The sequence below is a fragment of the Devosia sp. LjRoot3 genome, from assembly GCF_964252865.1.
Lineage (GTDB): Bacteria > Pseudomonadota > Alphaproteobacteria > Rhizobiales > Devosiaceae > Devosia.
Window position 1 is genome coordinate 426,925 of record NZ_CAXUPK020000004.1, and the last position, 23,588, is coordinate 450,512.

21 protein-coding genes and 1 pseudogene are annotated in these 23,588 nt (G+C 61.7%); 14 read left to right on the forward strand and 8 right to left on the reverse strand.

Going from position 1 to position 23,588, the window contains the following annotated elements:
* Positions 1-95 precede the first annotated feature (95 nt).
* The 6 genes from ACSQ2A_RS16790 (at position 96) to nadE (ending at position 7,307) form a co-directional block, all read left to right on the forward strand.
* On the forward strand, positions 96-1,211 hold the full coding sequence (locus ACSQ2A_RS16790) for a hypothetical protein (RefSeq protein ID WP_436073155.1): 1,116 nt from the start codon (positions 96-98) through the stop codon (positions 1,209-1,211).
* Positions 1,208-2,419, forward strand: coding sequence for a GNAT family N-acetyltransferase (locus ACSQ2A_RS16795; RefSeq protein WP_436073156.1), 1,212 nt, complete (start codon positions 1,208-1,210; stop codon positions 2,417-2,419). The genes ACSQ2A_RS16790 and ACSQ2A_RS16795 overlap by 4 nt, the downstream gene beginning before the upstream one ends.
* Positions 2,420-2,554: 135 nt before the next feature.
* Positions 2,555-4,504, forward strand: a complete 1,950-nt coding sequence (gene asnB / locus ACSQ2A_RS16800) for an asparagine synthase (glutamine-hydrolyzing) (RefSeq protein WP_436073230.1) — start codon at positions 2,555-2,557, stop codon at positions 4,502-4,504.
* A gap of 23 nt (positions 4,505-4,527) precedes the next feature.
* Positions 4,528-4,791 (forward strand): acyl carrier protein, encoded by a 264-nt coding sequence (locus ACSQ2A_RS16805; protein WP_295412747.1) that lies wholly within the window; start codon positions 4,528-4,530, stop codon positions 4,789-4,791.
* Between the two features lie 15 nt (positions 4,792-4,806).
* Entirely contained in the window at positions 4,807-6,342 is a 1,536-nt protein-coding gene (locus tag ACSQ2A_RS16810) for a class I adenylate-forming enzyme family protein (RefSeq protein WP_436073157.1), read from the forward strand.
* Positions 6,342-7,307 carry an NAD(+) synthase gene (gene nadE / locus ACSQ2A_RS16815; RefSeq protein WP_436073158.1) on the forward strand — a complete coding sequence of 322 codons (966 nt, stop codon included), beginning with the start codon at positions 6,342-6,344 and terminating at the stop codon, positions 7,305-7,307. Before ACSQ2A_RS16810 ends, nadE begins: the two co-directional genes overlap by 1 nt.
* 9 nt (positions 7,308-7,316) lie before the next feature.
* On the opposite strand, the gene ACSQ2A_RS16820 is transcribed toward nadE, so the two are convergent.
* From ACSQ2A_RS16820 to ACSQ2A_RS16830, 3 genes are read right to left on the reverse strand one after another with little or no spacing between them, the layout of a single operon-like run.
* Positions 7,317-7,718: a YciI family protein gene (locus ACSQ2A_RS16820; protein ID WP_295412740.1), complete on the reverse strand. Its 402-nt coding sequence runs from the start codon at positions 7,716-7,718 to the stop codon at positions 7,317-7,319.
* 60 nt (positions 7,719-7,778) lie between these two features.
* Entirely contained in the window at positions 7,779-8,645 is an 867-nt protein-coding gene (locus ACSQ2A_RS16825) for an EamA family transporter (RefSeq protein ID WP_436073159.1), read from the reverse strand.
* Positions 8,646-8,673: 28 nt separating this feature from the next.
* On the reverse strand, positions 8,674-9,042 hold the full coding sequence (locus tag ACSQ2A_RS16830) for a GFA family protein (protein WP_436073160.1): 369 nt from the start codon (positions 9,040-9,042) through the stop codon (positions 8,674-8,676).
* Positions 9,043-9,177: 135 nt separating this feature from the next.
* Between ACSQ2A_RS16830 and ACSQ2A_RS16835 the strand changes: the two genes are divergently transcribed.
* From ACSQ2A_RS16835 to ACSQ2A_RS16855, 5 genes and pseudogenes are all read left to right on the forward strand, one after another.
* Positions 9,178-10,239 carry an aldo/keto reductase gene (locus tag ACSQ2A_RS16835; protein WP_436073161.1) on the forward strand — a complete coding sequence of 354 codons (1,062 nt, stop codon included), beginning with the start codon at positions 9,178-9,180 and terminating at the stop codon, positions 10,237-10,239.
* Positions 10,232-10,915, forward strand: a complete 684-nt coding sequence (locus ACSQ2A_RS16840; protein ID WP_436073162.1) for a fumarylacetoacetate hydrolase family protein — start codon at positions 10,232-10,234, stop codon at positions 10,913-10,915. Before ACSQ2A_RS16835 ends, ACSQ2A_RS16840 begins: the two co-directional genes overlap by 8 nt.
* Entirely contained in the window at positions 10,915-12,009 is a 1,095-nt protein-coding gene (locus tag ACSQ2A_RS16845; protein WP_436073163.1) for an ATP-dependent DNA helicase, read from the forward strand. Before ACSQ2A_RS16840 ends, ACSQ2A_RS16845 begins: the two co-directional genes overlap by 1 nt.
* Positions 12,010-12,158: 149 nt before the next feature.
* Positions 12,159-13,946, forward strand: a pseudogene (locus ACSQ2A_RS16850) (cation:proton antiporter domain-containing protein); the annotation flags it as partial.
* Positions 13,947-14,557: 611 nt separating this feature from the next.
* The gene (locus ACSQ2A_RS16855) at positions 14,558-14,998 is read left to right on the forward strand and encodes an RrF2 family transcriptional regulator (protein WP_295412726.1); all 441 of its coding nucleotides are present in this window, start codon (positions 14,558-14,560) and stop codon (positions 14,996-14,998) included.
* Positions 14,999-15,144: 146 nt separating this feature from the next.
* On the opposite strand, the gene purU is transcribed toward ACSQ2A_RS16855, so the two are convergent.
* Positions 15,145-15,999: a formyltetrahydrofolate deformylase gene (gene purU / locus ACSQ2A_RS16860; RefSeq protein WP_295412725.1), complete on the reverse strand. Its 855-nt coding sequence runs from the start codon at positions 15,997-15,999 to the stop codon at positions 15,145-15,147.
* Positions 16,000-16,443: 444 nt separating this feature from the next.
* Here purU and ACSQ2A_RS16865 point away from each other — a divergent pair, with 444 nt between their 5' ends.
* Positions 16,444-16,812 carry a hypothetical protein gene (locus ACSQ2A_RS16865; RefSeq protein ID WP_436073164.1) on the forward strand — a complete coding sequence of 123 codons (369 nt, stop codon included), beginning with the start codon at positions 16,444-16,446 and terminating at the stop codon, positions 16,810-16,812.
* Positions 16,813-17,207: 395 nt separating this feature from the next.
* Here the strand turns inward: ACSQ2A_RS16865 and ACSQ2A_RS16870 are convergent, their stop codons facing one another.
* The 4 genes from ACSQ2A_RS16870 to ACSQ2A_RS16885 all read right to left on the reverse strand — a co-directional run bounded on the left by ACSQ2A_RS16870 (position 17,208) and on the right by ACSQ2A_RS16885 (position 21,267).
* On the reverse strand, positions 17,208-18,017 hold the full coding sequence (locus ACSQ2A_RS16870; protein ID WP_035085439.1) for an ABC transporter permease subunit: 810 nt from the start codon (positions 18,015-18,017) through the stop codon (positions 17,208-17,210).
* 1 nt (position 18,018) lies between these two features.
* Positions 18,019-18,873, reverse strand: a complete 855-nt coding sequence (locus ACSQ2A_RS16875; protein ID WP_295414424.1) for an ABC transporter permease subunit — start codon at positions 18,871-18,873, stop codon at positions 18,019-18,021.
* 95 nt (positions 18,874-18,968) lie between these two features.
* The gene (locus ACSQ2A_RS16880; protein WP_436073165.1) at positions 18,969-20,120 is read right to left on the reverse strand and encodes an ABC transporter ATP-binding protein; all 1,152 of its coding nucleotides are present in this window, start codon (positions 20,118-20,120) and stop codon (positions 18,969-18,971) included.
* A gap of 55 nt (positions 20,121-20,175) precedes the next feature.
* A complete protein-coding gene (locus ACSQ2A_RS16885) occupies positions 20,176-21,267 on the reverse strand; it encodes a polyamine ABC transporter substrate-binding protein (protein WP_436073166.1) in 1,092 nt (363 codons plus the stop codon).
* Between the two features lie 437 nt (positions 21,268-21,704).
* Here ACSQ2A_RS16885 and ACSQ2A_RS16890 point away from each other — a divergent pair, with 437 nt between their 5' ends.
* Both ACSQ2A_RS16890 and ACSQ2A_RS16895 read left to right on the forward strand, forming a co-directional pair.
* Positions 21,705-22,652 (forward strand): pseudouridine-5'-phosphate glycosidase, encoded by a 948-nt coding sequence (locus ACSQ2A_RS16890; protein ID WP_295412720.1) that lies wholly within the window; start codon positions 21,705-21,707, stop codon positions 22,650-22,652.
* The gene (locus ACSQ2A_RS16895) at positions 22,649-23,533 is read left to right on the forward strand and encodes a carbohydrate kinase family protein (protein WP_436073167.1); all 885 of its coding nucleotides are present in this window, start codon (positions 22,649-22,651) and stop codon (positions 23,531-23,533) included. The genes ACSQ2A_RS16890 and ACSQ2A_RS16895 overlap by 4 nt, the downstream gene beginning before the upstream one ends.
* Positions 23,534-23,588: the final 55 nt, after the last annotated feature.

Sequence of the window (23,588 nt, forward strand, 5' to 3'; positions counted from 1 at the left end):
ATGGATTTGCCAGTGCCCAGCAATCAGATTTCCGTCGCAGGCTTTGCCGGAGAAGCCTGGAGCCGTCTGATTTCGGATTTCTACCGAGAAGAGCCATGAGCACGATACGTCCGCTGGAGCGGAGCGACCTGACAAAGGTGGCGAATTTGCTGGTGCGTACCTTTCAGGGCCGGGAGGATGAAGCCTCTCCGGAAATGGCCGACTACCTCGGCCAGCTTCTGCTCGATCTGCCCGACAAGGCTTCGGACATCCATTCGCTCGTTTACGAGCGGGAGAAGGGGCGTATTGTTGGGTTCATGGGGGTCTTTACCCAGTCCATGTCCATTGGTGGAAGAACGCTGCGTGCGGCTATCGGAAATTCCCTTGCGGTCGAACGCGATGCATCCGATCCCACGGCCGGAGCGCGGCTTTGCCGCAGTTTCTTCCAGGGGCCCCAGGATATCACGATCAGTGATCGATCCAATGCGACCTCGGTTTCCCTGTGGCGCGGCATGGGGGGCGATGTGCTTCCGCTCTACAGTCTCGACTGGATGCGCGTTCTGCGTCCTCTCGAAGCGGCCACGTTCAGACTTCGCAGGCGCTTACGCCTGATTGGTCCTACCCTACCCCTGGTCAGGGGGCTCGATCATGTTGCTGCCGGTCTGGCGCGCCGACGCGGGCGTGACGTTATCGAGGCGCCGCAGCCGCCCCTCCGTCCCAGGGGGCTGAGGCGCAAGGATGCCGATGCCGGTACCCTCATCCCGGCCATTCGGACGCTGGTTGCCGAGGACCTCTTGCATCCGCTCTGGTCCGATGCCGGGATTGAGGCGCTCCTTGCCCAGGCGGGGCAAAAGCGCGAACTCGGACAGACGGTCATGCAGGTGGTCGAAGACGCCTCAGGACGGTCGGTGGGCGCCTACATTTACTATCTTCCGGTGCATGGCATTGCTCAGGTTCTTCATGTGCTTTCGACGCGGGCAATGACGGGCCCCGTGCTCGATGTCCTGCTTCTTGATGCCTATGAGCGTGGGGCGGCGGCCATAGGCGGCCGTGCCCAACCCCGGCTGATCGAGGCTCTGTTGGATCGCCGCGCAACCCTTTCGAGTGCCTATCGCTGCGTTTTCGGGGCAACCGACCCTGATGTTCTGGCTGCAGTACGGAGCGGCAACGCCGTAATCGGCGGGCTGGTTGGAGAATTCTGGACGCGCCTCAATGGAGATAAGCTCCGATGATGGATTCCCAGACGGTCCGCAGCGAGGATGCTGCCGCCGGCCCAATAGGGGCCTCCCTGGCCTCCTCCTGGCGGATCGAGGTGTTTTCTGATCCTGCCGACGTTTCACCCGATTGGCCGCGGGGAGCCAGCGGGGTCGCCCAGTGTCACGCCTTTCAGACTCTGGCATTTCTCGAGACCTGGCAGGCCAGCTATGGGCAGTCGGACGACATTGACTTCTGCCTGGTCGAGGTCCGCGATGCTGTCGGCCGGCCCGTACTCATGGTGCCGTTCATCGTTCACCGATCAAGAAGCGGCCGCGTATTGGGATTCGCCGATTTGGGCGCCGCAGACTATAACGCCCCCGTGCTCTTTCCGGTCGAGCATGCCTGGACCATCGCCGGAGCGCGGCGCCTTTGGACGGAAATCACAGCTCTTCTGCCGGCCTTCGATCTGGTTCTACTCGACAAAATGCCCGAAAAGGTGGGCTCTCTGATCAATCCGCTTTACCTATTGGCGGACAAGATCAATCCCGAATCCTGCCATCTCACCCAGCTCGACCGTCCATGGCCAGAGGTCGAAAAGCAGCTTCAGGGCGCCAAGAACCTGCGCAACCGTGCCAGGGCATTGCAACGTTTGGGGGCCTGCGACCTGGTGATTGCCCAGACGGCGGAGCAGAGGGGCCAAATGCTTGAAACCCTTCTGGCCCAAAAGCAGCGGCGCTTTGAGGAGACCCGTGTTCCGGGCTTTGACGAACACCCGGAAAAGCGTGCCTTCTTCACCTTGGGCACGGAGATCATGGCGAGGGCCGGGGCCTTGCATCTGTCGGCTCTCGTGCTCGATGGCAAGATGCTGGCAACCTACTGGGGCCTGGTGCATGGCGGTCACTATTACGGCCTGTTCATTGGCAACGAGTCCGGCGAATGGTCAAAATATTCGCCTGGCCGCGTCCTGCATTATCTGTTGTTGCAGCACCTTAATGCGACCGGCTTCGTTTGCCTCGATCTTGGCATTGGCAACGAGGCTTGGAAACAGTCGGTCTGCGATGTGACGATTCCGCTGTCCATGATGGTGGAAGCTCAGACATTGCGGGGCAGGTTGTCCTTGCTCTGGCGGGGCCTTCGCGAGCGGCTGGTAGCCACCTCGCTGTGGCAGAAAATTCGTCCACTCAAATGGGTTATTCTGCGCGGTTGGCGTGACAAGGCGGTGGGCAAAGCCTTTGAACAGTAGTGCCGATGCCGGTCGACCTGCCTGACATCCGTTAATGATAAATCCAGATAGTGGCGTGCCGTTCGGAACGTTAATTAGCGGGCTGAGGGGTTTAGGCGCTATGTTGGCCTCATGTCAGCGTTGCGAGGCATTTTTGTGTGCGGCCTTGTCGGATATAGTTTAGCAGGATCGGAGCCAGGTCAGGGGCGCGAATTGTTGCGCGCCATGACCGGTGCCATTGCGCATCGGGGACCCGATGCCGATGGGACCTGGTTGGCGCCGGGTGTCGGGCTGGGTCACCGGCGACTCTCGATCGTCGGGCTTGCCGATGGGCAGCAGCCCATGCTTTCCGTGCAGGGTGATCTGGTGCTCGTCTACAATGGCGAGATTTTCAATTTTGTCGAACTACGGCGCGACCTCGAAGCCAGGGGGCGACGCTTCCGCACCGGTAGCGATACCGAGGTCATACTTCATCTTTACGAGGAAATGGGCGAGGCTGCTCTCGGCAAGCTGAATGGCGATTTCGCCTTCGCGCTCTGGGATGGCCGAAAGCGGCAAATGCTCCTGGCCCGCGACCGTGTCGGGGTGCGTCCGCTCTTTTACGCCATGCAAGGCGGCGGCTTCTACTTCGCCTCCGAAATCAAGGCACTCCTGACGGTTCCGGGGATCGAGGCGGAAATCGACCCCTTCGCGCTCGACGAAATTTTTACCCTTTGGGCGCCGATTGCCCCCCGTACCGGCTTTAAGGACATCCTTGAATTGCCGCCCGGTCACTTCATGATCGTTCGGGACGGCGTCGCAAAGATCTCGCGCTATTGGGATTTCGATTTTCCCGATGCTGTGGATGGCTATGATCCGCGCTCCGAGGACGAACTGGCCGAGGAGGTCCTCGCTCTCCTCGATGATGCCACTCGCATCCGCATGCGCGCCGATGTGCCGGTTGGCGCCTATCTCTCGGGCGGGCTCGATTCCTCGATTACGACAGCGCTGGCCGTGCGGCACACGCCGAAGCAGCTCTCGACCTTTTCGGTCGGCTTCGAAAGCGTGGAACACGATGAAACCGGCTTTCAGCGCATCATGGCGGAGGCGTTGGGCACGAACCACGCTGCCGTGACCTGCCGGAATGGCGATATCGCTGCGATTTTTCCGCAGGTCATCGCGCACACCGAGCGTCCCATTGTCAGAGCGGCGCCGGCACCGCTCTTCCTGCTATCCGATCTCGTGCGACGGAACGGCATCAAGGTGGTTCTTACCGGCGAGGGCGCCGACGAGGTTTTTGCCGGCTATGATCTTTTCAAGGAAGACAAGGTCCGGCGCTTTGCTGCGCGCCAGCCGGGCTCGACAAGCCGGCCGCTTCTCTTCAAGCGTCTTTATCCCTATCTGCCGAACCTGCAGGGGCAATCGGCGGAATACCTCACGGCCTTTTTTGGGGTGACGCCGGATCTGTTGCACGATCCGCTGGCCTCCCACCGACCGCGTTTCCGCTCGACCTCCGCGGCCAAGGTGTTTTTCTCGGGTGATCTGCGCGCTCAACTGCAGGGCTATGATGCAGCCGGGATCATGGCCGACATGCTACCCGAACGCTTTGGGCGCTGGCATCCGCAGCATCAGGCGCAATATCTTGAAAGCCGCTTTCTCCTGCCAGGCTATATCCTCTCATCCCAGGGCGACCGGATGGCGATGGCTCATGGCATCGAGGGGCGCTTTCCGTTCCTCGACCACCGGCTCATTGAGCTGGCCTCGCGCCTGCCGCCGCGCCTCTCTCTCAAGGGGCTGACGGAAAAACACATCCTGCGTCGTGCTACCCGCGATCTCTTGCCGCAAAGCATTGCGACACGGACCAAGCAGCCCTACCGCGCGCCTGACAGCCAGGCTTTTGCGGCTGCCGATGCGCCGGCCTATGTGGCCGACATGCTGGCGCCCGCAAGCATCGCTGCCACCGGCCTCTTCAATCCCCAGGCCGTGGCCAAGCTCGTTGCCAAGGCCGGAACCAGTGGCGTCGACGGTTTTCGGGACAACACTGCCTATGTTGGTGTCCTCTCGACGCAAATCTGGCACCAGACTTTTACCCGAACGAGTAGTGCGACCGCCGTCGCCGCGGAATGACACCAATTTTGGGAGACTACTGTATGACTGACGCTATCAAGACCAATATCCGCAATTTCATCGTCGAGAATTTCCTGTTCGGCGATACGAGCCAGGTGATCGAGGACGCGACCTCGCTGATCGATAATGGCTATGTGGATTCCACCGGTGTCCTCGAGCTCGTCATGTTCCTCGAGCAGACGTTTGGCATCAAGGTTGCCGATAGCGAGATCGTGCCGGCCAATCTCGACAGCATTGGTGCGATTGCTGCCTATGTCGTGGGCAAACAGCAAAGCGCGGCTGCCTGACGGATAGGTGTGCCGATGCGGGTCGAGAGTTTTCTGTCTGATAGCGCTGGGCGCTTCTCCGAAAAAACTGCCCTTGTGGCGGGAGAAAAGCGCCTGACCTTTGCAGAGCTCGATGGTTTGAGCGACCGGCTTGCCGCCGGGCTCGCCGCCCACGGCGTGCGCCGCGACGATCGCGTGCTGATCCTGCTCGACAATAGCTGGGAGGCCGCTGTCGCCATTTTCGGCGTGCTCAAGGCTGGCGCCACCTTCAGCCCCATCAATCCCTCGACCAAGTCAGACAAACTTGCCTTCATCGCCGCCAATTGTCAGGCGCGCACCATCATTACCCATTCGCGTTTCGCCCAGGTTGTCGTCGAAGCCCAGGCGGACGGAGCGCCCCTATCTTTGATCGTCAGCGCCGGTCAGCCGATCATGCTTCCGGGAGCGGTTTTGCTGACAGAACTGCTGGGGGGAGCGTTCCCACCTGTCGCGCATGGTGGGATCGATAGCGATCTGGCCATGCTGATCTATACCTCCGGTTCGACCGGTCGCCCCAAGGGCGTGATGATGTCGCACCGCAATATCGAGGCCGCGGCCGGTTCGATCACCACCTATCTCGAAAACACTGCCGACGACATCATTCTCAACGTTCTGCCGCTGGCCTTCGATTATGGGCTCTATCAACTCTTGATGGCGGTAAAAGTCGGCGCGACGCTGGTGCTGGAAAAGTCATTCGCCTTTCCCGCGGCCATATTTGAAACCATGCGGCGCGAGCGGGTGACCGGCCTGCCCCTGGTGCCCACCATGGCGGCGATGATCCTCAATATGAAGGACCTGGAGCCGGGCAGCTTTCCGGACCTGCGCTATGTCACCAATACGGCCGCAGCTCTGCCGCCAGCCCATATCGAGCGCCTGCGCATGCTCCTGCCGGGCACGACCATTTTTTCGATGTATGGCCTGACCGAGTGCAAGCGCTGCACCTATCTGCCGCCCAGTCGGCTCGACGATCGGCCGGGTTCGGTGGGCATCGCCATTCCCAATACCGAGGCCTTTGTCGTCGACGATATGGGCCAACACGTGCCGCCGGGCATTGTGGGTCAATTGGTCATTCGCGGGCCGCATGTCATGCAAGGCTATTGGGAAAATCCCGAGGCCACCGCCAAGGCGCTGCGGCCCGGCCCCAAGCCCTGGGAAAAGGTGCTTTACACCGGCGATCTCTTCTATGCCGATGCCGAGGGCTTTCTGTATTTCGTCGGCCGCAGCGATGACATCATCAAGACGCGCGGTGAAAAAGTCGCGCCCAAGGAAGTCGAGGTCGTGCTCAGCGCCTGTCCGGGCATTGTCGAGGCCGTGGTCGTGGGCAAACCTGATCCGGTTCTGGGCCACGCCATCCACGCCATTGTGGTGCGGGGCAACCCCGCGCTCTCCGAGCGCGAGGTCATTCGCCACTGTGCCCAGCACCTTGAAGATTTCATGGTGCCCAAATCCGTAGAATTCCGCGATAGCCTGCCCAAGACTGATACGGGCAAGGTAAGCCGGCGGCTCGCCGCGGAAAGCCTGGAGAAGAGTTGATGAGCCGATTTTCTGCTGCGACGCTGGTCCTCGATGCGGAGGCAGAGGTCGAGCGCATCGTCACGGAAATGCGCCGTCTGCTGCGCGCCGACCTCAAGCGCCGCGGCCTCGTGCTCGGCCTTTCCGGTGGCATCGATTCAAGCGTCTGCGCCGCCCTTGCCGTTCGGGCCGTGGGTGCCGAGCGCGTCTTCGGGCTCTATATGCCGGAAAATGATTCCGACCCGGAAAGCCTGGCGCTCGGCCAATCGGTCGCTGGAACTTTTGGCTTTGCGGCCGAGATCGAAGATATCGGTCCGGCCCTTTCGGCCATGGGCTGCTATGAGAGGCGCGATGCCTTCATTCGCCAGCTGGTGCCGGACTATGGCGCGGGCTGGGTGTGCAAGGTGGTTATCGCAAATCCCCTCGAAGGCCAGGGCCTCGCCGTCTCTTCGCTCGTGGTGCAGCCACCGGGCGGCGAACAGCAAAAAATCCGGCTGACGGCCGAGGTCTATCAGGGCATCATTGCTGCGACCAATATGAAGCAGCGCACGCGCAAGCAGCTCGAGTATTTTCATGCCGACCGGCTCAATTTCGCCGTCATCGGCACGCCGAACCGGCTCGAATACGATCAAGGTTTCTTTGTGAAGAATGGCGATGGGGCGGCCGACCTCAAGCCCATCGCCCATCTCTATAAATCGCAGGTTTACCAGCTGGCGCGACATCTCGGCGTGCCTGAAACGATATGCCGGCGGCCGCCGACTACCGATACCTGGTCAATGGCGCAGAGCCAGGAGGAGTTTTACTTCTCCTTGCCCTATGACCGCATGGACCTTTGCCTTTATGGCCTCAATCACGGTCTGCCGGCCGACGAAGTCGCCGCTGCGGCCGGGTTGACCCGTGCCCAGCTCGAAGCTGTCTGGGCCGATATCGAAAGAAAGCGGGTGGCGACGCGCTATCTGCACCAGCCGCCCTTGCTGGTTGCGTAAGGGGCCGGCCTATTCGGCCGGCTCGGCGATGACCGTGTCATTCTGCAAGGCACTCGGCAGATAGATGCGGAGCGGGCGGATTTCGTAGGAGCCGAGGCCCGGATTGGCGACCGCCAGTTTCTTGGCGAATTCCACCGCCTCGTCGATGGTGTCGACATCGGCGACGTAAAACCCCAAAAACTGTTCCTTGGTTTCGGCAAAGGGGCCGTCAAAGACCACGTGTTCGCCATTGGCCTTGCGCAGCGTCTTGGCCTCGGTGGTGTTCTGGAGGCGCACGACCGGGCCGAGCCGGCCCTCATCGCGCAATTCGTCCTGGACCTTGCCGAGCCTGACCATGCAGGCGGCGTCTTCTTCCTTGGTCCAGGTGGAAACGGCCTTCTCGTCATTATAGCACAATACGGCGTAGAGCATGTTGCACCTTCCTCTCCCCGAGGGACGCACTATGCCCATCGCGAGACGAAAATCCAGTCTTTAGGGCTGCGGTTCCTGCACCGGCCGGGCAATGGTCGCGGTCGCGCCAATCGAGGCGACGATGATCGCCGCCATGCCCGCAACCTGTCCCGGCGTCAGTTTTTCGCCCAGGATGACAAGGCCCGAAAGCGCCGCCAATGCCGGTTGGCCGCTCATCAGAATGCCGAAGAGCCGGGCCGGAATATGGGGCAGGGCGACCATGTCGAGCGCATAGGGAATGGCGCTTGAAAGCAGGGCCACGGCAAGGCCCAGCGGCAGAATGGAAGGATCGAACAGAGCCGGGCCGGCGCTGGCCATGCCGAAGGGCAGCGCCAGAAGAGCGGCGGTCGCGACGCCGAGGGCCGCGATATGGGCGCCGCCGCCGGTGCCGGCCTTCTGGCCAAAAATGATATAACCCGCCCAGCAGGCACCGGCGCAGAGGGCGAGGCCAATGCCCAGCGGGGAAATATCGCCGGCAAAACCGGTCCAGGGGAGCAGCATGGCAAAGCCGCAGACGGCGAGGGCAATCCAGACGAAATCGAGTGGTTTTCGCGCGCCGAACAGGGCCACGGCCAGAGGGCCGGTGAATTCGAGCGCCACGGCGATCCCGAGGGGAATGTGCTCGAGCGCGGCGTAGAAGAAGAGATTCATGGCGCCCATGACTGCGCCATAGAGCAGCACGGCCCGCCATTGCGCGCGGCCCAGCTTGTAGCGCCAAGGCCGGAAGACGATGACGAGCACGATCGCCGCAAGGGTCAGGCGCAGCGCCGTCGCGCCATTGGCGCCGACCAGCGGAAACAGCATTTTGGCAAAGCTCGCGCCGGTCTGGGTAAAGACCATGCCGAGAGCGACGAGAAGAACAGGAACAAGAATGGATTGGGGCCGCACGGCGAAGGCTTTCAGGAAATAGGCTTGGTCAATGGAAGAGCCCGGTATCAGCCGAATCCTTGTAGCGCACATTGGCCGCCGCGAGGAGTTTTGGATCGAGCAGCCGCGCATTGATGCCAAGGTTTTCCCGGCCGGCCTTGCGCGGATACCAATGGGTGACACAGCCGCAGCCAGAGCAGCGATGGAAATCGACGTTCTTGCCGCCCCAGGCATAGGTGTCGGTCGGGATCTTGGTTTCGATCACTACTTCGGCAATGGCATAATAGGCCCAGAGCACGCCATAGCGCCGGCAGAGACTGCAATTGCAGTGAGTGATTTCGCTGGGCGCCTTGGGCAGTCGGATCGAGACGGCACCACAATGGCAGGTGGCAAGGACGTCCTCTGCTGCATCCGGCATGGTGTCTAACCCCCGTTCGATGCTGCTGCTTAGCCGTTTCGGCGCGCGCGAGACAAGGCAAATCGCGCAGAGCAAGATTGACCCGACTCCCGCAATTCTTTAGCCCTGTTGACCGAGAACAAAGGAGGAATGCCGATGGAGTATCGCTATCTCGGACGCTCGGGCCTCAAAGTCTCGGTCCTCACCATGGGAACCATGACTTTTGGCGGCAGCGAGAAGATCGGCAATACCAGCCCCTCCGACGCCGCGCGCCAGGTCGACCTTTGCCTTGATGCCGGCATCAACCTCTATGACACGGCCAATGTCTACAATGCCGGCGTCTCGGAAGAAATTCTGGGCGATGTGCTCAAGGAAAACGGCCGCCGCCAGAAAGCGCTGATCGCGACGAAGGTCCGCTTCAAGATGGGCGATGGGCCCAACGACATCGGCCTCTCCCGCCATCACATCATCGAGCAGTGCAAGGCGAGTTTGAAACGCCTCAAGACCGACGTGATCGACCTCTATCAGGTGCATGAATGGGACGGCAAAACGCCCATCGAAGAGACGATGGAAGCGCTCGATACGCTCGTTCGTCATGGCCATGTGCGCTATATCGGCTGTTCCAACTATTCGGGCTGGCACATGATGAAGGCGCTGATGGCCGCCGATAAAAGGCATGGCGCCCGCTTCATCTCCCAGCAGATCCACTATTCGCTGCATAGCCGCGATGCCGAATACGAACTCGTGCCCGTTTCGCAGGATCAGGGGCTGGGCATTTTGGTCTGGTCGCCGCTGGCTGGCGGGTTGCTCTCCGGAAAATATCGCAGGGATAGCGAGCCCGAGAGCGGCCGCCATGTCGGCGGTTTCCGCGAGCCGCCGGTCTATGATTGGGAAAAGCTCTATTCGGTCATCGATACGCTCGTCGCCATTGCCGAAGCGCGCGGCGTGTCCGGCGCACAGGTGGCGCTTTCCTGGCTGCTCGGGCGGCCGGGCGTGACCTCCGTCATCATCGGCGGGCGCAATGAAAGCCAGTTCCGCGACAATATCGCCGCGGCCAGTTTCAAGCTCACAGCCGAGGAGCGGAAGCGTCTTGACGACGTCAGCCGCCCGCCGCTGCTCTATCCATATTGGCACCAGTCGTTTAGTGCACAGGATCGGTTGAGCCCTGTCGATCTCGACCTGATCGGACCCTATGCCGAGGAGTTTTCGCGTGGCTGATTTCCTGTTCGAGCCGCATGCGCCTGTGTCCATTCCCATCGCCCGCGGTGGGCTCTTTGCCGTGCGCCGGGTCTATTGCGTGGGCCGCAATTATGCCGAGCACATCAAGGAAATGGGCAATGACGTGCGCGACCCGCCGTTCTTCTTTGCCAAGCCCGCCGATGCGGTCGTGGTCGGTGGCGCTGCAATTCCCTATCCGCCCCAGACCGAGGATTTCCATCACGAGGTGGAGCTGGTGGTCGCCATCGGCAAGGACGGCGCTGACATCACGGTCGAGAATGCGCTCGACCACGTCTATGGCTATGCCTGCGGTCTCGATATGACACGGCGCGATCTGCAGGCGATTGCCAAGAAGGCGGGCCGCCCATGGGAAATGGCCAAGGGTTTTGACCAGTCGGCCCCAATCGGCACGATCGAACCGGCCAGCGCCATCGGCCATCCGCAAACCGGCAAAATCACGCTCTCGGTCAATGGTGCCGAGCGGCAAAGCGGCGATCTCTCCGACCAGATCTGGAGCGTTGCCGAAACCATTGCCTATCTCAGCCAGTTCGTAACCCTCAAGGCGGGCGACATCATCATGACCGGCACGCCGGCCGGGGTTGGCGCGGTTGTATCAGGAGACGTGATCGAGGGGCGGATCGAGGGTGTCGGTATTGTCAGGACGGTGATCGACTGATGACGACACCGGTCTGGTCGGGACAGCAGGACGCGGCGCTGATTGCCGTGTCCAAATGGCTCAAGGACAAGAATGGTCCGCAGGTCTTTCGCCTGTTCGGCTGGGCCGGCACCGGCAAGTCGACGCTTGCCGTGCATCTGGCGCAGGATATCCGCTCGGTCAAATATGCCGCCTTCACCGGCAAGGCCGCTCTCGTCATGCGAAAGCGCGGCTGCAAGGGCGCGCAGACCATCCACTCGCTGATCTATACGCTGGTTTCCGAGAAAGAGGGCGAGCCGCGCTTCGTACTCGATCCGGAAAGCCCCGCCGCCGATGCCGATCTCATCGTCATCGATGAAGTTTCCATGGTCGACGAGCAGTTGGGCGCCGATCTCCTCTCCTTCGGCGTAAAAGTCCTGGTGCTCGGTGACCCCTTCCAGTTGCCGCCAGTGCAGGGCGCGGGCTTCTTCACCACCGAAGAACCCGACATCATGCTCACCGAAATTCACCGCCAGGCGGCCGATAATCCGATCATCCAGCTCTCGATGGCCGTGCGCGAAGGTGGTTTTCTCGAACATGGCCGCTATGGCGAAAGCATTGTTGTCGGCCGCGACAAGGTCGATCGCGACGCCGTGCTCGAGGCCGATCAGGTACTGGTCGGCCGCAACAAGACGCGCCTCACCTACAATGATCGCCTGCGCGAGCTGAAGGGCCTGCCCTTCCACGAGCCAGTCATAGGCGACCGCATGGTGTGCCTCCGCAACAATCCCAGAAAGCGCCTCCTCAACGGGCAAATCTGGATCGTCACCGACGCAACGCGGCGCTCGAACGGCAAGTGGTCCCTCATGCTGGCCGACGACGAAGGCAAGGGCGAAGCCAAGGTTCTCACGCACAAGGCCTTCTTCTCGGGCGAAGAGGAAAGCATGGCCTGGACCGAGCGGCGCCAGTTCGACGAGTTCACCTTTGGCTATTGCCTCACGGTGCACAAGGCGCAGGGCAGCCAGTGGGACAATGTCTATCTTTTCGACGAAAGCTTTGTGTTTCGCGAGGAGCGCGCGCGCTGGCTCTATACCGGCATTACCCGTGCTGCCGAGCGCATCACCATCATCAGCTGAAGTCACAGTTCAGCCAAGTTTGCCCTCTCTCTAGAGTTTCTCATCAGGCGCAGCCAAGGGATTGATCTTTCGGGGTCTTTGCTTCTTGCGCCTGACACGGTGATACCCCATCATCGTTATCGAGATTGCCCTAGAAATGAGGACCGTCCATGCCCCACGAGACCCCCCTGATCACCACGATCGTCGCGGGTTTGGTGCTGGCCTATATCTTTGGCATGTTGGCCAACAAGCTGCGCTTGCCGCCCCTCGTCGGCTATCTCTTTGCCGGTGTTCTCGCCGGCCCCTATACGCCCGGTTTTGTCGCCGATCAGGCGCTGGGCGCGGAGCTGGCCGAACTCGGCGTCATCCTTCTGATGTTCGGCGTGGGTCTGCACTTCTCGCTCAAGGATCTGATGAGCGTGCGGGCCCTCGCCATTCCGGGCGCCATCGCCCAGATCGCAGTGGCGACGGCGCTGGGCGCGGGCCTTGGGCTGATGCTCGGCTGGGATCTTGGTGGGTCGCTGCTCTTTGGTCTGGCGCTGTCGGTCGCCTCGACCGTCGTGCTTTTGAAAGCCCTGCAGGACCGGCGCCTGATCGAAAGCGAGCGCGGGCGCATCGCCGTTGGTTGGCTCATCGTCGAAGACCTCGCCATGGTGCTGGCCCTGGTGCTTATCCCCGCTTTTGCCGGGCTCAATGGCACCGATACCGGGCTCCACGATCCCTTCGTGTCCTTTGTCGAACGCATTCTCAATGCCGATGTCGGTATCTGGGGCGTTTTGGCCATCACCCTGATCAAGATCGCCGCCTTTGTCGGTTTCATGCTGATCGTCGGTCGCCGCGTCATTCCCTGGGCGCTGCATTTTACCGCCCATACCGGCAGCCGCGAGCTGTTCCGCCTGGCCGTGCTTTCCATCGCGCTGGGCGTGGCTCTGGGCTCTTCGGTGCTCTTCGGCGTGTCCCTGGCGCTCGGCGCCTTCTTTGCCGGCATGATCCTCTCCGAAAGCGAACTCAGCCATCGCGCCGCCAATGAAACACTGCCGCTGCGCGACGCTTTCGCGGTGCTGTTCTTCGTCTCGGTCGGCATGCTGTTTGACCCCGCGATCATCCTCACTGATCCCCTGCCGGTGCTGGGCACGGTCTTCATCATCGTCGTCGGCAAATCGCTCGCCGCCTTCGGCATCGTGCTTTTGTTCCGTCGTCCGGCCGGTACGGCGCTGACCATTTCGGCGAGCCTTGCGCAGATCGGCGAGTTCTCCTTCATTCTCGCCAGCATGGGCGTCAGCCTCGCTATCCTGCCCGAAGAGGGCCAGGACCTGATCCTTGCCGGCGCGCTGATCTCCATCGTCCTCAACCCCATCGTCTTCTTCATCCTCGAGTTTTTGCGCCCCCGCGTCGAAGCCCGTTTCGGCGGCCGCGTCGCTGCCGCCACGCCCGAAACCCGCGTCGAGCCGGGCGAACTTTCTGCCGCCTCCATGGGCCCGGCCACCACCGATATTCCGCGCGACGCCGCTATCGAGCGCGGAGCACCGGGACCGGATGACGATGTCGTCGAGCCCCTGACCCTTACCGGCCACACCGTTCTTGTCGGCTACGGCCAGGTCGGACGCATCGTGGCCGATGGCCTCAAGGCTGCCGGCCGCGATATCGTCGTGATCGAGGATTCCGATCATGACGTCGCTGCCGCGCGCGTCGCCGGGCTCGAGGTCATCTATGGCAATGCGGCGAGCCAGAAGACGCTGAAACTCGCCAATCTCGGTGGGGCGAAAAACCTGCTGGTGGCCATTTCCAACGCCTTTGAGGCAGGCACAGTCTGCGAGAGCGGCCGAAAGCTCAACCCCGAGATCAGCATCATCGCCCGCGCCTATTCGGAAGAAGAAGAAGACTTTCTTCGTGGCCTTGGCGCTTCCATCGTCATTCGCGGTGAACGCGAAATCGGCAAGGGCATTTTGGACCTTTTGCGCGACGAGGCTTCGGCCAAGCCCACGGAACCTGCCGGCCCGCTGCCGCCGAGTGAAAATATCCTGGCCCAGGCCGCGGCCATTGTCGCCGTGGCGGAGCCGGTCATTCCTATGCCGGTCGCTGCGGTCGAGACACCCGTAGAACCCGAAGCCCCCGTGGAGCCCGAAGCGCCGGTCGAGCCCATCGAAGCGATCCCGGTCGTCGAGGCATCCGCAGTCATCGAATTACCCCCGCCCGCGCCGGAGCCCGAGGCGGCAGAGATTCCACCCGCAGAGCTGGTCGTGCTTGAACCCAGCGAAGGCGAGGCAGAGGTGGAAACCAGGGCAGAGGATACCCCGTCCATCGGCGAGGCTCCGCCGGCCATCGACGAGGTCATCGTCCTGCCGCCTGAGACAAAGTCCGAAGAAGGGCCCGCCGTGGCTGAAACCGAAGCGATCGTGGCGGACGATATCGCAGAGCCTGCTGACGATGCCGAGACGGTCGACGAGGCACTTGTTGCGGAGCCCGTCGAAGCCGACGAAGATGCGTCCGGGCAGGAGGCCGAAGAGGCCGAGGAAACCGAACCGGATGTACCGGTGGTCAAGCCGGAGCCGAGGGAGTAGGCCGGGCCATGATGTCGCAAAAGGCCAAGTATGCGTTGAGGGCCCTTGTGGCCTTGGCCCGAGCTGGCCGTGGCGAAAGCCGCATGATCGGCGAGATTTCCCGCGACCAGGCGATCCCGAAAAAGTTCCTCGAACAGATCCTGCTCGAACTCAAACGCGCCGGCCTCGTTTCCAGCCGGCGCGGTCGAATGGGTGGCTATGAGCTGGTCAAGGCGCCTGAAGAGATCATGTATGGCGAAGTGCTGCGTCTGATCGACGGGCCGATCGCGCCTTTGCCCTGCCTCTCAAAGATTGCCTACCGCAAATGCGAAGACTGCAAGGACGAGAGTTCCTGCGAAATCCGCCACGTCTTCGAGCGGGTGACCCTCGCCACCCGCGCCGTGCTCGACAGCACGAGCCTGGCGGATTCGCTCAATCTCGAAGACCTGCCGATCGACGAAGTCGCCTGAGTATTTTTGGTCCTTCGCCCATGTGTCGCCCCACAACGCGTCATCCTCGGGCTTGACCCGAGGACAATTCACTTAGCTTGAGTACGAAAGTGAAGGGCCCTCGGGTCGAGCCCGAGGGTGACGGTCTGCTGAGCAGGGGAGAACCCTTATCCGAAAACCACCGTCTTCTTGCCGTTGAGCATGACCCGGCTTTCCAGGTGCAGCTTTACCGCCCGCGCCAGCACGCGGCTTTCGATATCGCGGCCGGCGGCAACGAGGTCGTCCGGGCTCAGCGCATGGGTCACGCGCGCCGTTTCCTGCTCGATGATCGGACCCTCGTCGAGGTCGGGCGTCACATAATGCGCCGTCGCGCCGATGATCTTGACGCCGCGCTCGTGTGCCTGGTGATAGGGTTTTGCGCCCTTGAAACTGGGCAGGAACGAGTGGTGAATATTGATCACCTGGCCAAAGAGGCGCGTCGACAGATTGTCCGAAAGCACCTGCATGTAGCGGGCGAGCACCACGAGGTCCGCACCCACCGCCTTGACGATATCGAGCACCTGGGCTTCCTGCGCCGCCTTGGTGTCCTTGGTCACCGGCAGGTAGTGGAAGGGGATGCCGGCATCCTCGGCAATCTTGCGCGCGTCTTCGTGGTTGGAGATCACCGCAGCCACCTCGGCGTCGAGCCAACCCACGCGGATCTGGTAAAGCAGATGCAGCAGCGTATGGTCGAATTTTGAGACCAAAATAACGATCTGCTTGCGGCGGCTTTCATCGCTGAGCGCGGTCTTCATGTCAAAGCGCTCGATTGGCGATTTCAGCGCCTTTTCGATTTTCTCCCGGCCCACGCCCTCGGGCGCGGTGAAGGCGAGGCGCATGAAGAAGCGACCGGTTTCCTTGTCCCAGAACTGGTTGGATTCCGCGATATTGGCGTTGAGCGCCGCCAGCTCCGTGGTCACGGCGGCAACAATGCCGGGACGGTCGGTGCAGGAAAGGGTCAGGACGAAATTGGCCGAGGACAAGGCGGGCCTCCGGAGAAAGATGCAGCCAGCGGTATCAATGGCTGCAGCATTTCCGTCAAGCCTTGCTTGTGCCTGTCGCGTCCCCTGGCCGGAAAAGTTGCCGTCAAACGGCGCTGCCCAAAAGGAAAAGGGCCGCTCGCCTGGAGCAGCCCTTCCCTGAGTCACAGGCCTCGATAGGCCCGGGAGGTCGTGGTTTAGCTGGAGCAACCTCCGCGCATCACCACATTTCCCAGACTTTCTTCGAGCACCAAATTCTCAAAAGACACTGGAACACCTCCTTCTCGTTGGTTGAACATGAGGGAAGCTTGCGCCCGTTCGCCGGACCTGTCTAGTCACAAAACCTTCACGGGCTTCGTGCCCGTTCCGGTGTTGCATCACAAACCCAGTTTATCCCCGCTCCCGACTGCCGGCCCCACACTCCCCTCAAACAGGGGAGTCCAAGAGATGTCCAGCACCACCCGCCTCATTCACAAAAGTGCCATTCCCGGCCATCAGGTCTCTGAACACCAGCGCCTCATCGAAACGCTCGAAGACTTGCGGTTCGAGCTGTCCTTGCGTCCGGATACTGGTCCGGTCGCCGGGCTGATGGCAGTCGCAGTCCGGCGGCTCATGGCCGATATCTATCGCCTGATCTCGCGCGAGCCTGGAGGCCGGGCATTGCTCCGCCTGCCGGCGGGCGCGGAGATCGAACTGGTGCAGTTGCACCGAGCCCTCGATGATGCAGAGGCAGGCCTTGCCGCCTTCCGGCGCGCCCATAGCGATCCGGATAGCGCGCGCGAGGATGGCTGGCTGGTGCATCAGCCAGTGTCCTGATCTATCCATCTTATCCCCGCGAAGAAAAATCGTGCCATGATCTCCCCGTTCCCACCGCAACACGCGGTACCGACGAAGTGCCGGGTGGGAAGGCGGGCTGCTTGAGGTCGCTCAGGCGGATGCGTGGATGCCGACAACCGGCCAAGCGGCAGTGAGCCCCCGTTGCATCGCATGATGCTTCCGACGGCGATCTGGACCGCAAAACCCCAAAAGGGGGCCGCTCGAGGCGTGCGCAAAAAATCCCGATCGTGGGAAGCGGCTTTCGCCTCTTTTTTACTACCAATTTCGGGGCGAAAGCCGCTTTCCGCCGTGCGCCCAAAGGGCGTCGCGACCGTGCGCCGCCAGGCAGCGCGGATACTGGTGCTGGGCGGCGCCTTGGCCCCGCCCAAAAGGTCTTATGCCTTGGCCTTTTTGGGCTTCGAGCGCAGCTGGATGATGGTGGCAATGAGCACACCGGTTGCCACGAGACCGATAATGATGGTCGCCAGCGCATTGACGTCAGGCGACACGCCGAGACGCACCTTTGAGAAAATCACCATGGGCAGCGTCGACGAACCCGGCCCCGAGACGAAGCTGGCGATAACGAGATCGTCGAGCGAGAGCGTAAAGCCCAGCAGCCAGCCCGAAACCAGGGCCGGGGCAATGATCGGCAGGGTGATGTCGAAGAAGGTGCGGACTGGGCTCGCGCCAAGATCCATGGCCGCTTCTTCGAGGCTGCGATCAAAGTCGGAGAGGCGCGATTGCACCACGACGCAGACATAGGCGGTGCAGAAGGTGGCGTGGGCGATGACGATGGTCAGCATGCCGCGGCCGCGCGGCCAGCCCAAAAACCCTTCCATGGCAACAAAGAGCAGCAGCAGGGAAAGGCCGGTGATCACATCGGGCATGACGAGCGGGGCCGAAACCATGCCGGAAAACAGCGTGCGCCCCTTGAAGCGCCGGAAGCGCACGAGGGCTACGGCGGCGAGTGTGCCGAGCACCAGGGCAATGGTCGCGGCAATGGCGGCGATCTGCAGGCTCAGCCAGGCAGCGCCCAGCATCTGCGGATCGCGGAACAATTCGCCATACCACTTGGTCGAAAAGCCCGACCAGACGGTAACGAGGCGGCTCTCGTTAAAGGAAAAAATAACGAGCGAAACGATGGGCGCGTAAAGGAACGAGAACCCGAGGGCCGCTGCGATGGGGAGGAACCAGCCACGGCGCATCTTATCTCTCCACCACAGCGCTCTGGGCGCGCTGCAACAGCATGATCGGAACCACCACGGCCAGGAGCATGGCGACCGCCACGGCGGCCGCACGCGGCCAGTTGGCGGCAGTGAAGAATTCGTCCCAGAGCACGCGGCCGATCATCAGGGTTTCGGGGCCTCCGAGCAGCGAGGGGATGACGTATTCGCCAATGGCCGGAATGAAGACCAGCATGGAGCCGGCAATGATGCCCGGCAGCGAGAGCGGCAACGTGACCGATAGGAAGGTGCGCAGCGGACGGGCGCCAAGGTCGGCTGAGGCTTCAAACAGCGAGACGTCGAGTTTCACCAGCGTCGTATAGAGCGGCAGGATCATGAAGGGCAGGTAGGTATAGACGATACCGACATAGACGGCGAAATCGGTCTGCATCATCACCAAGGGCTCAATGCCAAAGAGGCCCAAAAACTGGTTGATGACGCCATTGCCGCGCATGAAGCCGGTCAGCGCATAGACGCGCAGCAGGAACGAGGTGAAGAAGGGCAGGATCACCAGCATTAAGAGGATATTGCGCCAGCGATCGGGAGCCCGGGCAATGGCATAGGCCATGGGGTAGCCGACAAAGAGCGTGATCACCGTCGAGATGAAGGCGATGCGGATCGAGGACAGATAGGCCGCGATATAGAGATTGTCGGTGAAGAGGCGGATGTAATTGTTGAGGTGCAGGGTCAGTTGCACCGTGCCTTCCTCGGTGGTGAGGAGCGGCGAATAGGGCGGGCGGCCGAACTGTTTTGTGGCGAGCGAAATGCCGAAAACCACGGCCAGCGGAATGAGGAAAAAGACCAGCAGCCACAGGACCGGGGCGGCAAGCACCAGCATGCGGCCGGAAATGCCGACCTTGGCGAGGCCACGCTCGACCGCGTTCCACGGCTTCAAGCGTCTTGGCGGCGGAATGGTGGGGGAATGGGCGGCGGTCATACTGTCAGCACCGAACCGGAGCTATCGCTCCAGGTAACAAACACCTTCTCGTCCCAGGTGATGGCATCGGGATTGCCGCGAACCGAATTGGTCTGGCTGACGCGGATGCGTTTGCCGCTCTCCAGAGCCACCTGATACAAAGAGATATCCCCCAGATACGCGATCTCTTCTACAATGCCCGAAGTGACATTGGCATCATGAGGAGTGACCGGTTTTTCACGGCTGAGCGACATTTTTTCGGGGCGGATGGCCCACCACAGAATCTGTTCGGGCGCGCAATCGACGCCGTGGCCGACATAGATATCGCAGCCCAGTTCACTCGAACGGATGCGCACATGGCCGGGCTCGTCCTCGGTGACGATGCCCTCCACCATATTGGCCGAACCGATGAAGCCGGCGACGAAGCGCGAATTGGGGAATTCGTAGATGTCGGTGGGCTCGCCCACCATGGCGATTTCACCAAGGTTCATGACGCCGATGCGGGTAGCAAGGGTCATGGCCTCTTCCTGGTCATGGGTCACGACGATGAAGGTGACACCGAGGCTCTCCTGGATTTTCACCAGTTCGAACTGGGTTTCCTCGCGCAGTTTTTTGTCGAGCGCGCCAAGGGGCTCGTCGAGGAGCAGGAGTTTTGGACGTTTTGCCAAAGCGCGTGCAAGGGCCACGCGCTGGCGCTGGCCACCGGAAAGCTGGTGCGGCTTGCGGCGGCCATAGTCCTGCAGTTTGACGAGGCTGAGGAGTTCGGCGACGCGGTCATTGATCTCGCCCTTGGGGAGATTGTCGCGCTTGAGGCCATAGGCAATGTTCTGTTCCACCGACATATGCGGGAAGAGCGCATAGGACTGGAACATCATGTTGACCGGACGATTGTAGGGCGGGACCTCGGTCATGTCCTGGCCATCGATCTCGATGGTGCCCGAGGTCGGCTGCTCGAAGCCGGCCAGCATGCGCAGCAGCGTCGACTTGCCCGAGCCCGAACCGCCGAGCAGGCAGAAGAGTTCGGACTTGTAGATGTCGAGCGAGACATCGTGCACGGCCAGCACATCGCCGAACTTTTTCGTCACGTTCTTGATGCGGACAAACGGCTTGTTATTGGCCGTATCGCGCCACGGCCGAGTATCGACGGCGAGCTGCTGGGACTTCTTCATGGCGGCATCCGAGGAGAGTGAAGGGGCGGCAGGAAAAACCGCCCCTATGAAGATATTACTGGCCGGTTTTGATGCGGGTCCAGGTGCGGGTCAAGACCTCTTCGAATTCAGGCGAGTGCGCCTTCATGACGAATGCCTTGGCGATGGTCTCGGCGGGCGGGTAGATGCCCGGGTTGGACTTAACTTCCTCATCGACAAATTCGAGCGCCGGAAGGTTGGGGTTGGCGTAGAACACGTAATTGGTGATCGCGGCCACGACTTCGGGTTTCAGGATATAGTCGATGAACTTGTGGGCGTTTTCCGGATGCGGGGCATCGATCGGGATCGCCAGGAAGTCAAACAGCGTCGCGGCGCCTTCCTTGGGGATCAGGTAGGTGACTTCATTGCCCTGGCCGGCTTGAGCTGCAGCATCCGAAGCGATGAAGATGTCGCCCGAATAGCCCAGTGCCAGGCAGATTTCGCCATTGCCCAGGTCGTCGATGTACTGGCTCGAATGGAAGTAGCGGATCGAGGATTTGACCGAGTTCAGCAGTTCCTCGGCCTTGGCGAGGTCCTCTTCGCTCTCCGAGTTCGGATCAAGGCCAAGATAGTGCAGCGCAATGCCGGTGACTTCAGAGGGGCTGTCGAGCACGGCAACGCCGCAACCGGCGAGCTTGGAGACGACTTCAGGCTTGAACAGCAGGTCCCAGCTTTCAAGATCGGCATCGGGGCCGAGGGCTTCGGTGACCTTGGCGACATTGTAGCCGAGCCCGATCGTGTTGATCATATAGGGCACGCCATGGGCGTTGTCCGGGTCCTGGCTGGCGGCGGTTGCCATCACGGCCGGGTCGAGATTGCCCAGATTAGTCAGCTTGGACTTGTCGAGCGGCAGGATCAGGCCGGCGAGAATCTGGCGCTCGAGAAAGTTGCCCGAGGGAACGACGATGTCATAGCCCGAATTGCCCGCGAGCAGCTTGGCGTCGACGATCTCGTTATTGTCATAGACGTCGTAATTGACCTTGATGCCGGTCTCCGCCTCGAAATTGGCAATGGTGTCTTCGGCAATATAGTCGGACCAATTATAGACGTTGAGGACCGGTTCCTCCTGGGCCAGAGCGGGGCTTGCGACCACCAGGGCGCCAAAGGCGAGGGCGAGCGTCTTGTTCATAACGTGGAAGCTCCTAGTAATAATTCGGGGGCATTGCCCCTCTTGCGAAGGGGCGGTTAGGTGCCGGCAAGCGGCAGGCTTTTGCGGCAAGCCGCGCTCAGGCCCGGGCGCTCATCTTTGAGTGCCCGGCGCAGAATTGGTGAACAATTGGGAACACGTCTCTAGGGGACGCCGAAGGGCGCCCGGGACTGTCGCTGCGATCGGCCCGGAGACGGGCGAATATCGATGCGCGGCACGCGCGCCATCAACAAAAGACCTGGTCAGCGAAGTGCCCTTTCCCTCTCTGATCACGGGCAAACTAAAGCCATTTTTTCAGAGCGACAAGACTGACAAACAGAAGTTTTTGCGGGGGTTGACCAGAGAACAACCCAGGCGCAAAAGCGCTGGCAACCTGGGGCAGAGCTTATGCGCCCCCGAACAGTTCCAAAGAGGCATGGATGAGCGGCAAGGCCTATCTTTCAGTATCGGCAGACGTGAAGGCGGCGCTGGCTGCCGGCAAGGCCGTGGTGGCGCTTGAATCCACCATCATCACCCATGGCATGCCCTATCCGCAGAACCTCGCCATGGCCAACGAGGTCGAGGATGTGGTGCGGGCAACCGGCGCGGTGCCGGCGACCATCGCCATCATGGACGGAAGGCTCTGCGTGGGTTTGGCAGGGGAAGACCTTGAACGCCTCGCCCTCGAAGGCCACAAGGCTGCCAAGGCGAGCCGCCGTGACGTCGCGGCGCTCCTCGCGAGCGGGACCACGGCTGGAACGACGGTTGCAACGACCATGCAGATCGCCGCACTTGCAGGCATCAAGGTCTTTGCGACCGGCGGCATTGGCGGGGTGCATCGCGGCGCCGAGGACAGCTTTGATATTTCGGCTGATCTTGAAGAACTGGGCAAGACGCCGGTTACCGTCGTCTGCGCAGGCGCCAAGTCGATCCTCGACATTGCCAAGACCCTTGAAGTGCTTGAGACCAATGGCGTGCCGGTCCTCGGTTTCGGCACCGACCACTTCCCGGCCTTCTGGGCCCGCGAAAGCGGCTTCAGCGTCGATCACCGCTTTGACGATGCCGAGGGCGTCGCCAAGATGCTGGCCATCCAGTCCGATCTCGAAATGGGCGGCGTGCTGATCGCCAACCCCATTCCTGAAGCCGATGCCTGGGAAGCCAGCGCCATCGAAGGCTTTATCACCCAGGCTCTGGCCGACGCCGACGCCAAAGGGGTGAAAGGCAAGGCCATGACCCCGTTCCTGCTGCAGCGCATATTTGAGCTGACGGGCGGCAAGTCGCTGGTGTCTAATATTGCGCTCGTGAAGAACAATGCGCTTGTGGCTGGCCAGATCGCGGTGGCCCTGGCGCATCTTCAGGCCGGCAAGGCACCCGTTCGCCGCGCATGAGCAAAAAAGTCCTCGTCGTCGGCGATGTGATGACCGACGTCATCGTCAAGCCCGAGGGGCCGATCGTGTTCGGCTCCGACCGGCGCGCAGCGATCGAAAGCCGTGCCGGTGGTTCGGGGGCCAATCAGGCCGTGTGGCTTGGCGCGGCCGGAGCCGATGTGGTGTTTGCTGCCCGTGTCGGGATGGTCGACAAGGCGAGCCATGAAGGGCATTTTCGCCTGCGCGGCGTGACGCCCATGCTGGCGGGCGATGCGCAGCTCGGCTCGGGCGTGCTTGTGACTCTGCTCGATCCGAGCGGCGAGCGCAGCTTCCTCACCGATCGCGGGGCCAATCTCAATCTTTGCGCCGAGGACCTGCCCGATAGCCTCCTCGATGGCACGGGGCTGGTGCTGGTCTCGGGCTACAGCTTCTTTGCGCCGGGGCCGCGCGCCGCCGTGCAGTCGCTGCTAGGTCGGGCCCGCAAGCGCAATATCCCGATCGCCATCGATCCGGCCTCGATCGGCTTTCTCGAAGAGGTCGGGCCGCAAACCTTCCTTGCCTGGGTTGGCGCGGCGGACTGGCTCTTTGCCAATGAGAGCGAAGCGGAAATGCTGGCGGGTGTGGCGGGCTTTGAGGACCAGGTGCGGATTCTTGGGGCGCAGTTCAAACACGTCGTCATCAAACGCGGACGGTTCGGCGCTGCTGTTGGTGGGGCGCAGGGTGTCGACTTCAGCCGTCCGGCGCCGATCGTGAAAGTGGTCGATTCAACCGGGGCGGGCGATGCCTTCGCGGCGGGCTTTATTGCTGCGCTCACTGAGGGGCAGTCGGTCGAGGAGTGCCTTGAGCGCGGGATCGCCAATGGTGCGCGGGCCGTGCAATTCGTGGGCGGCCAGCCGCAATAGTCCTCTGCCGTTATTTCTCCATGAAGGTCAGTACCTTCGAGGCAAACGAATTGTG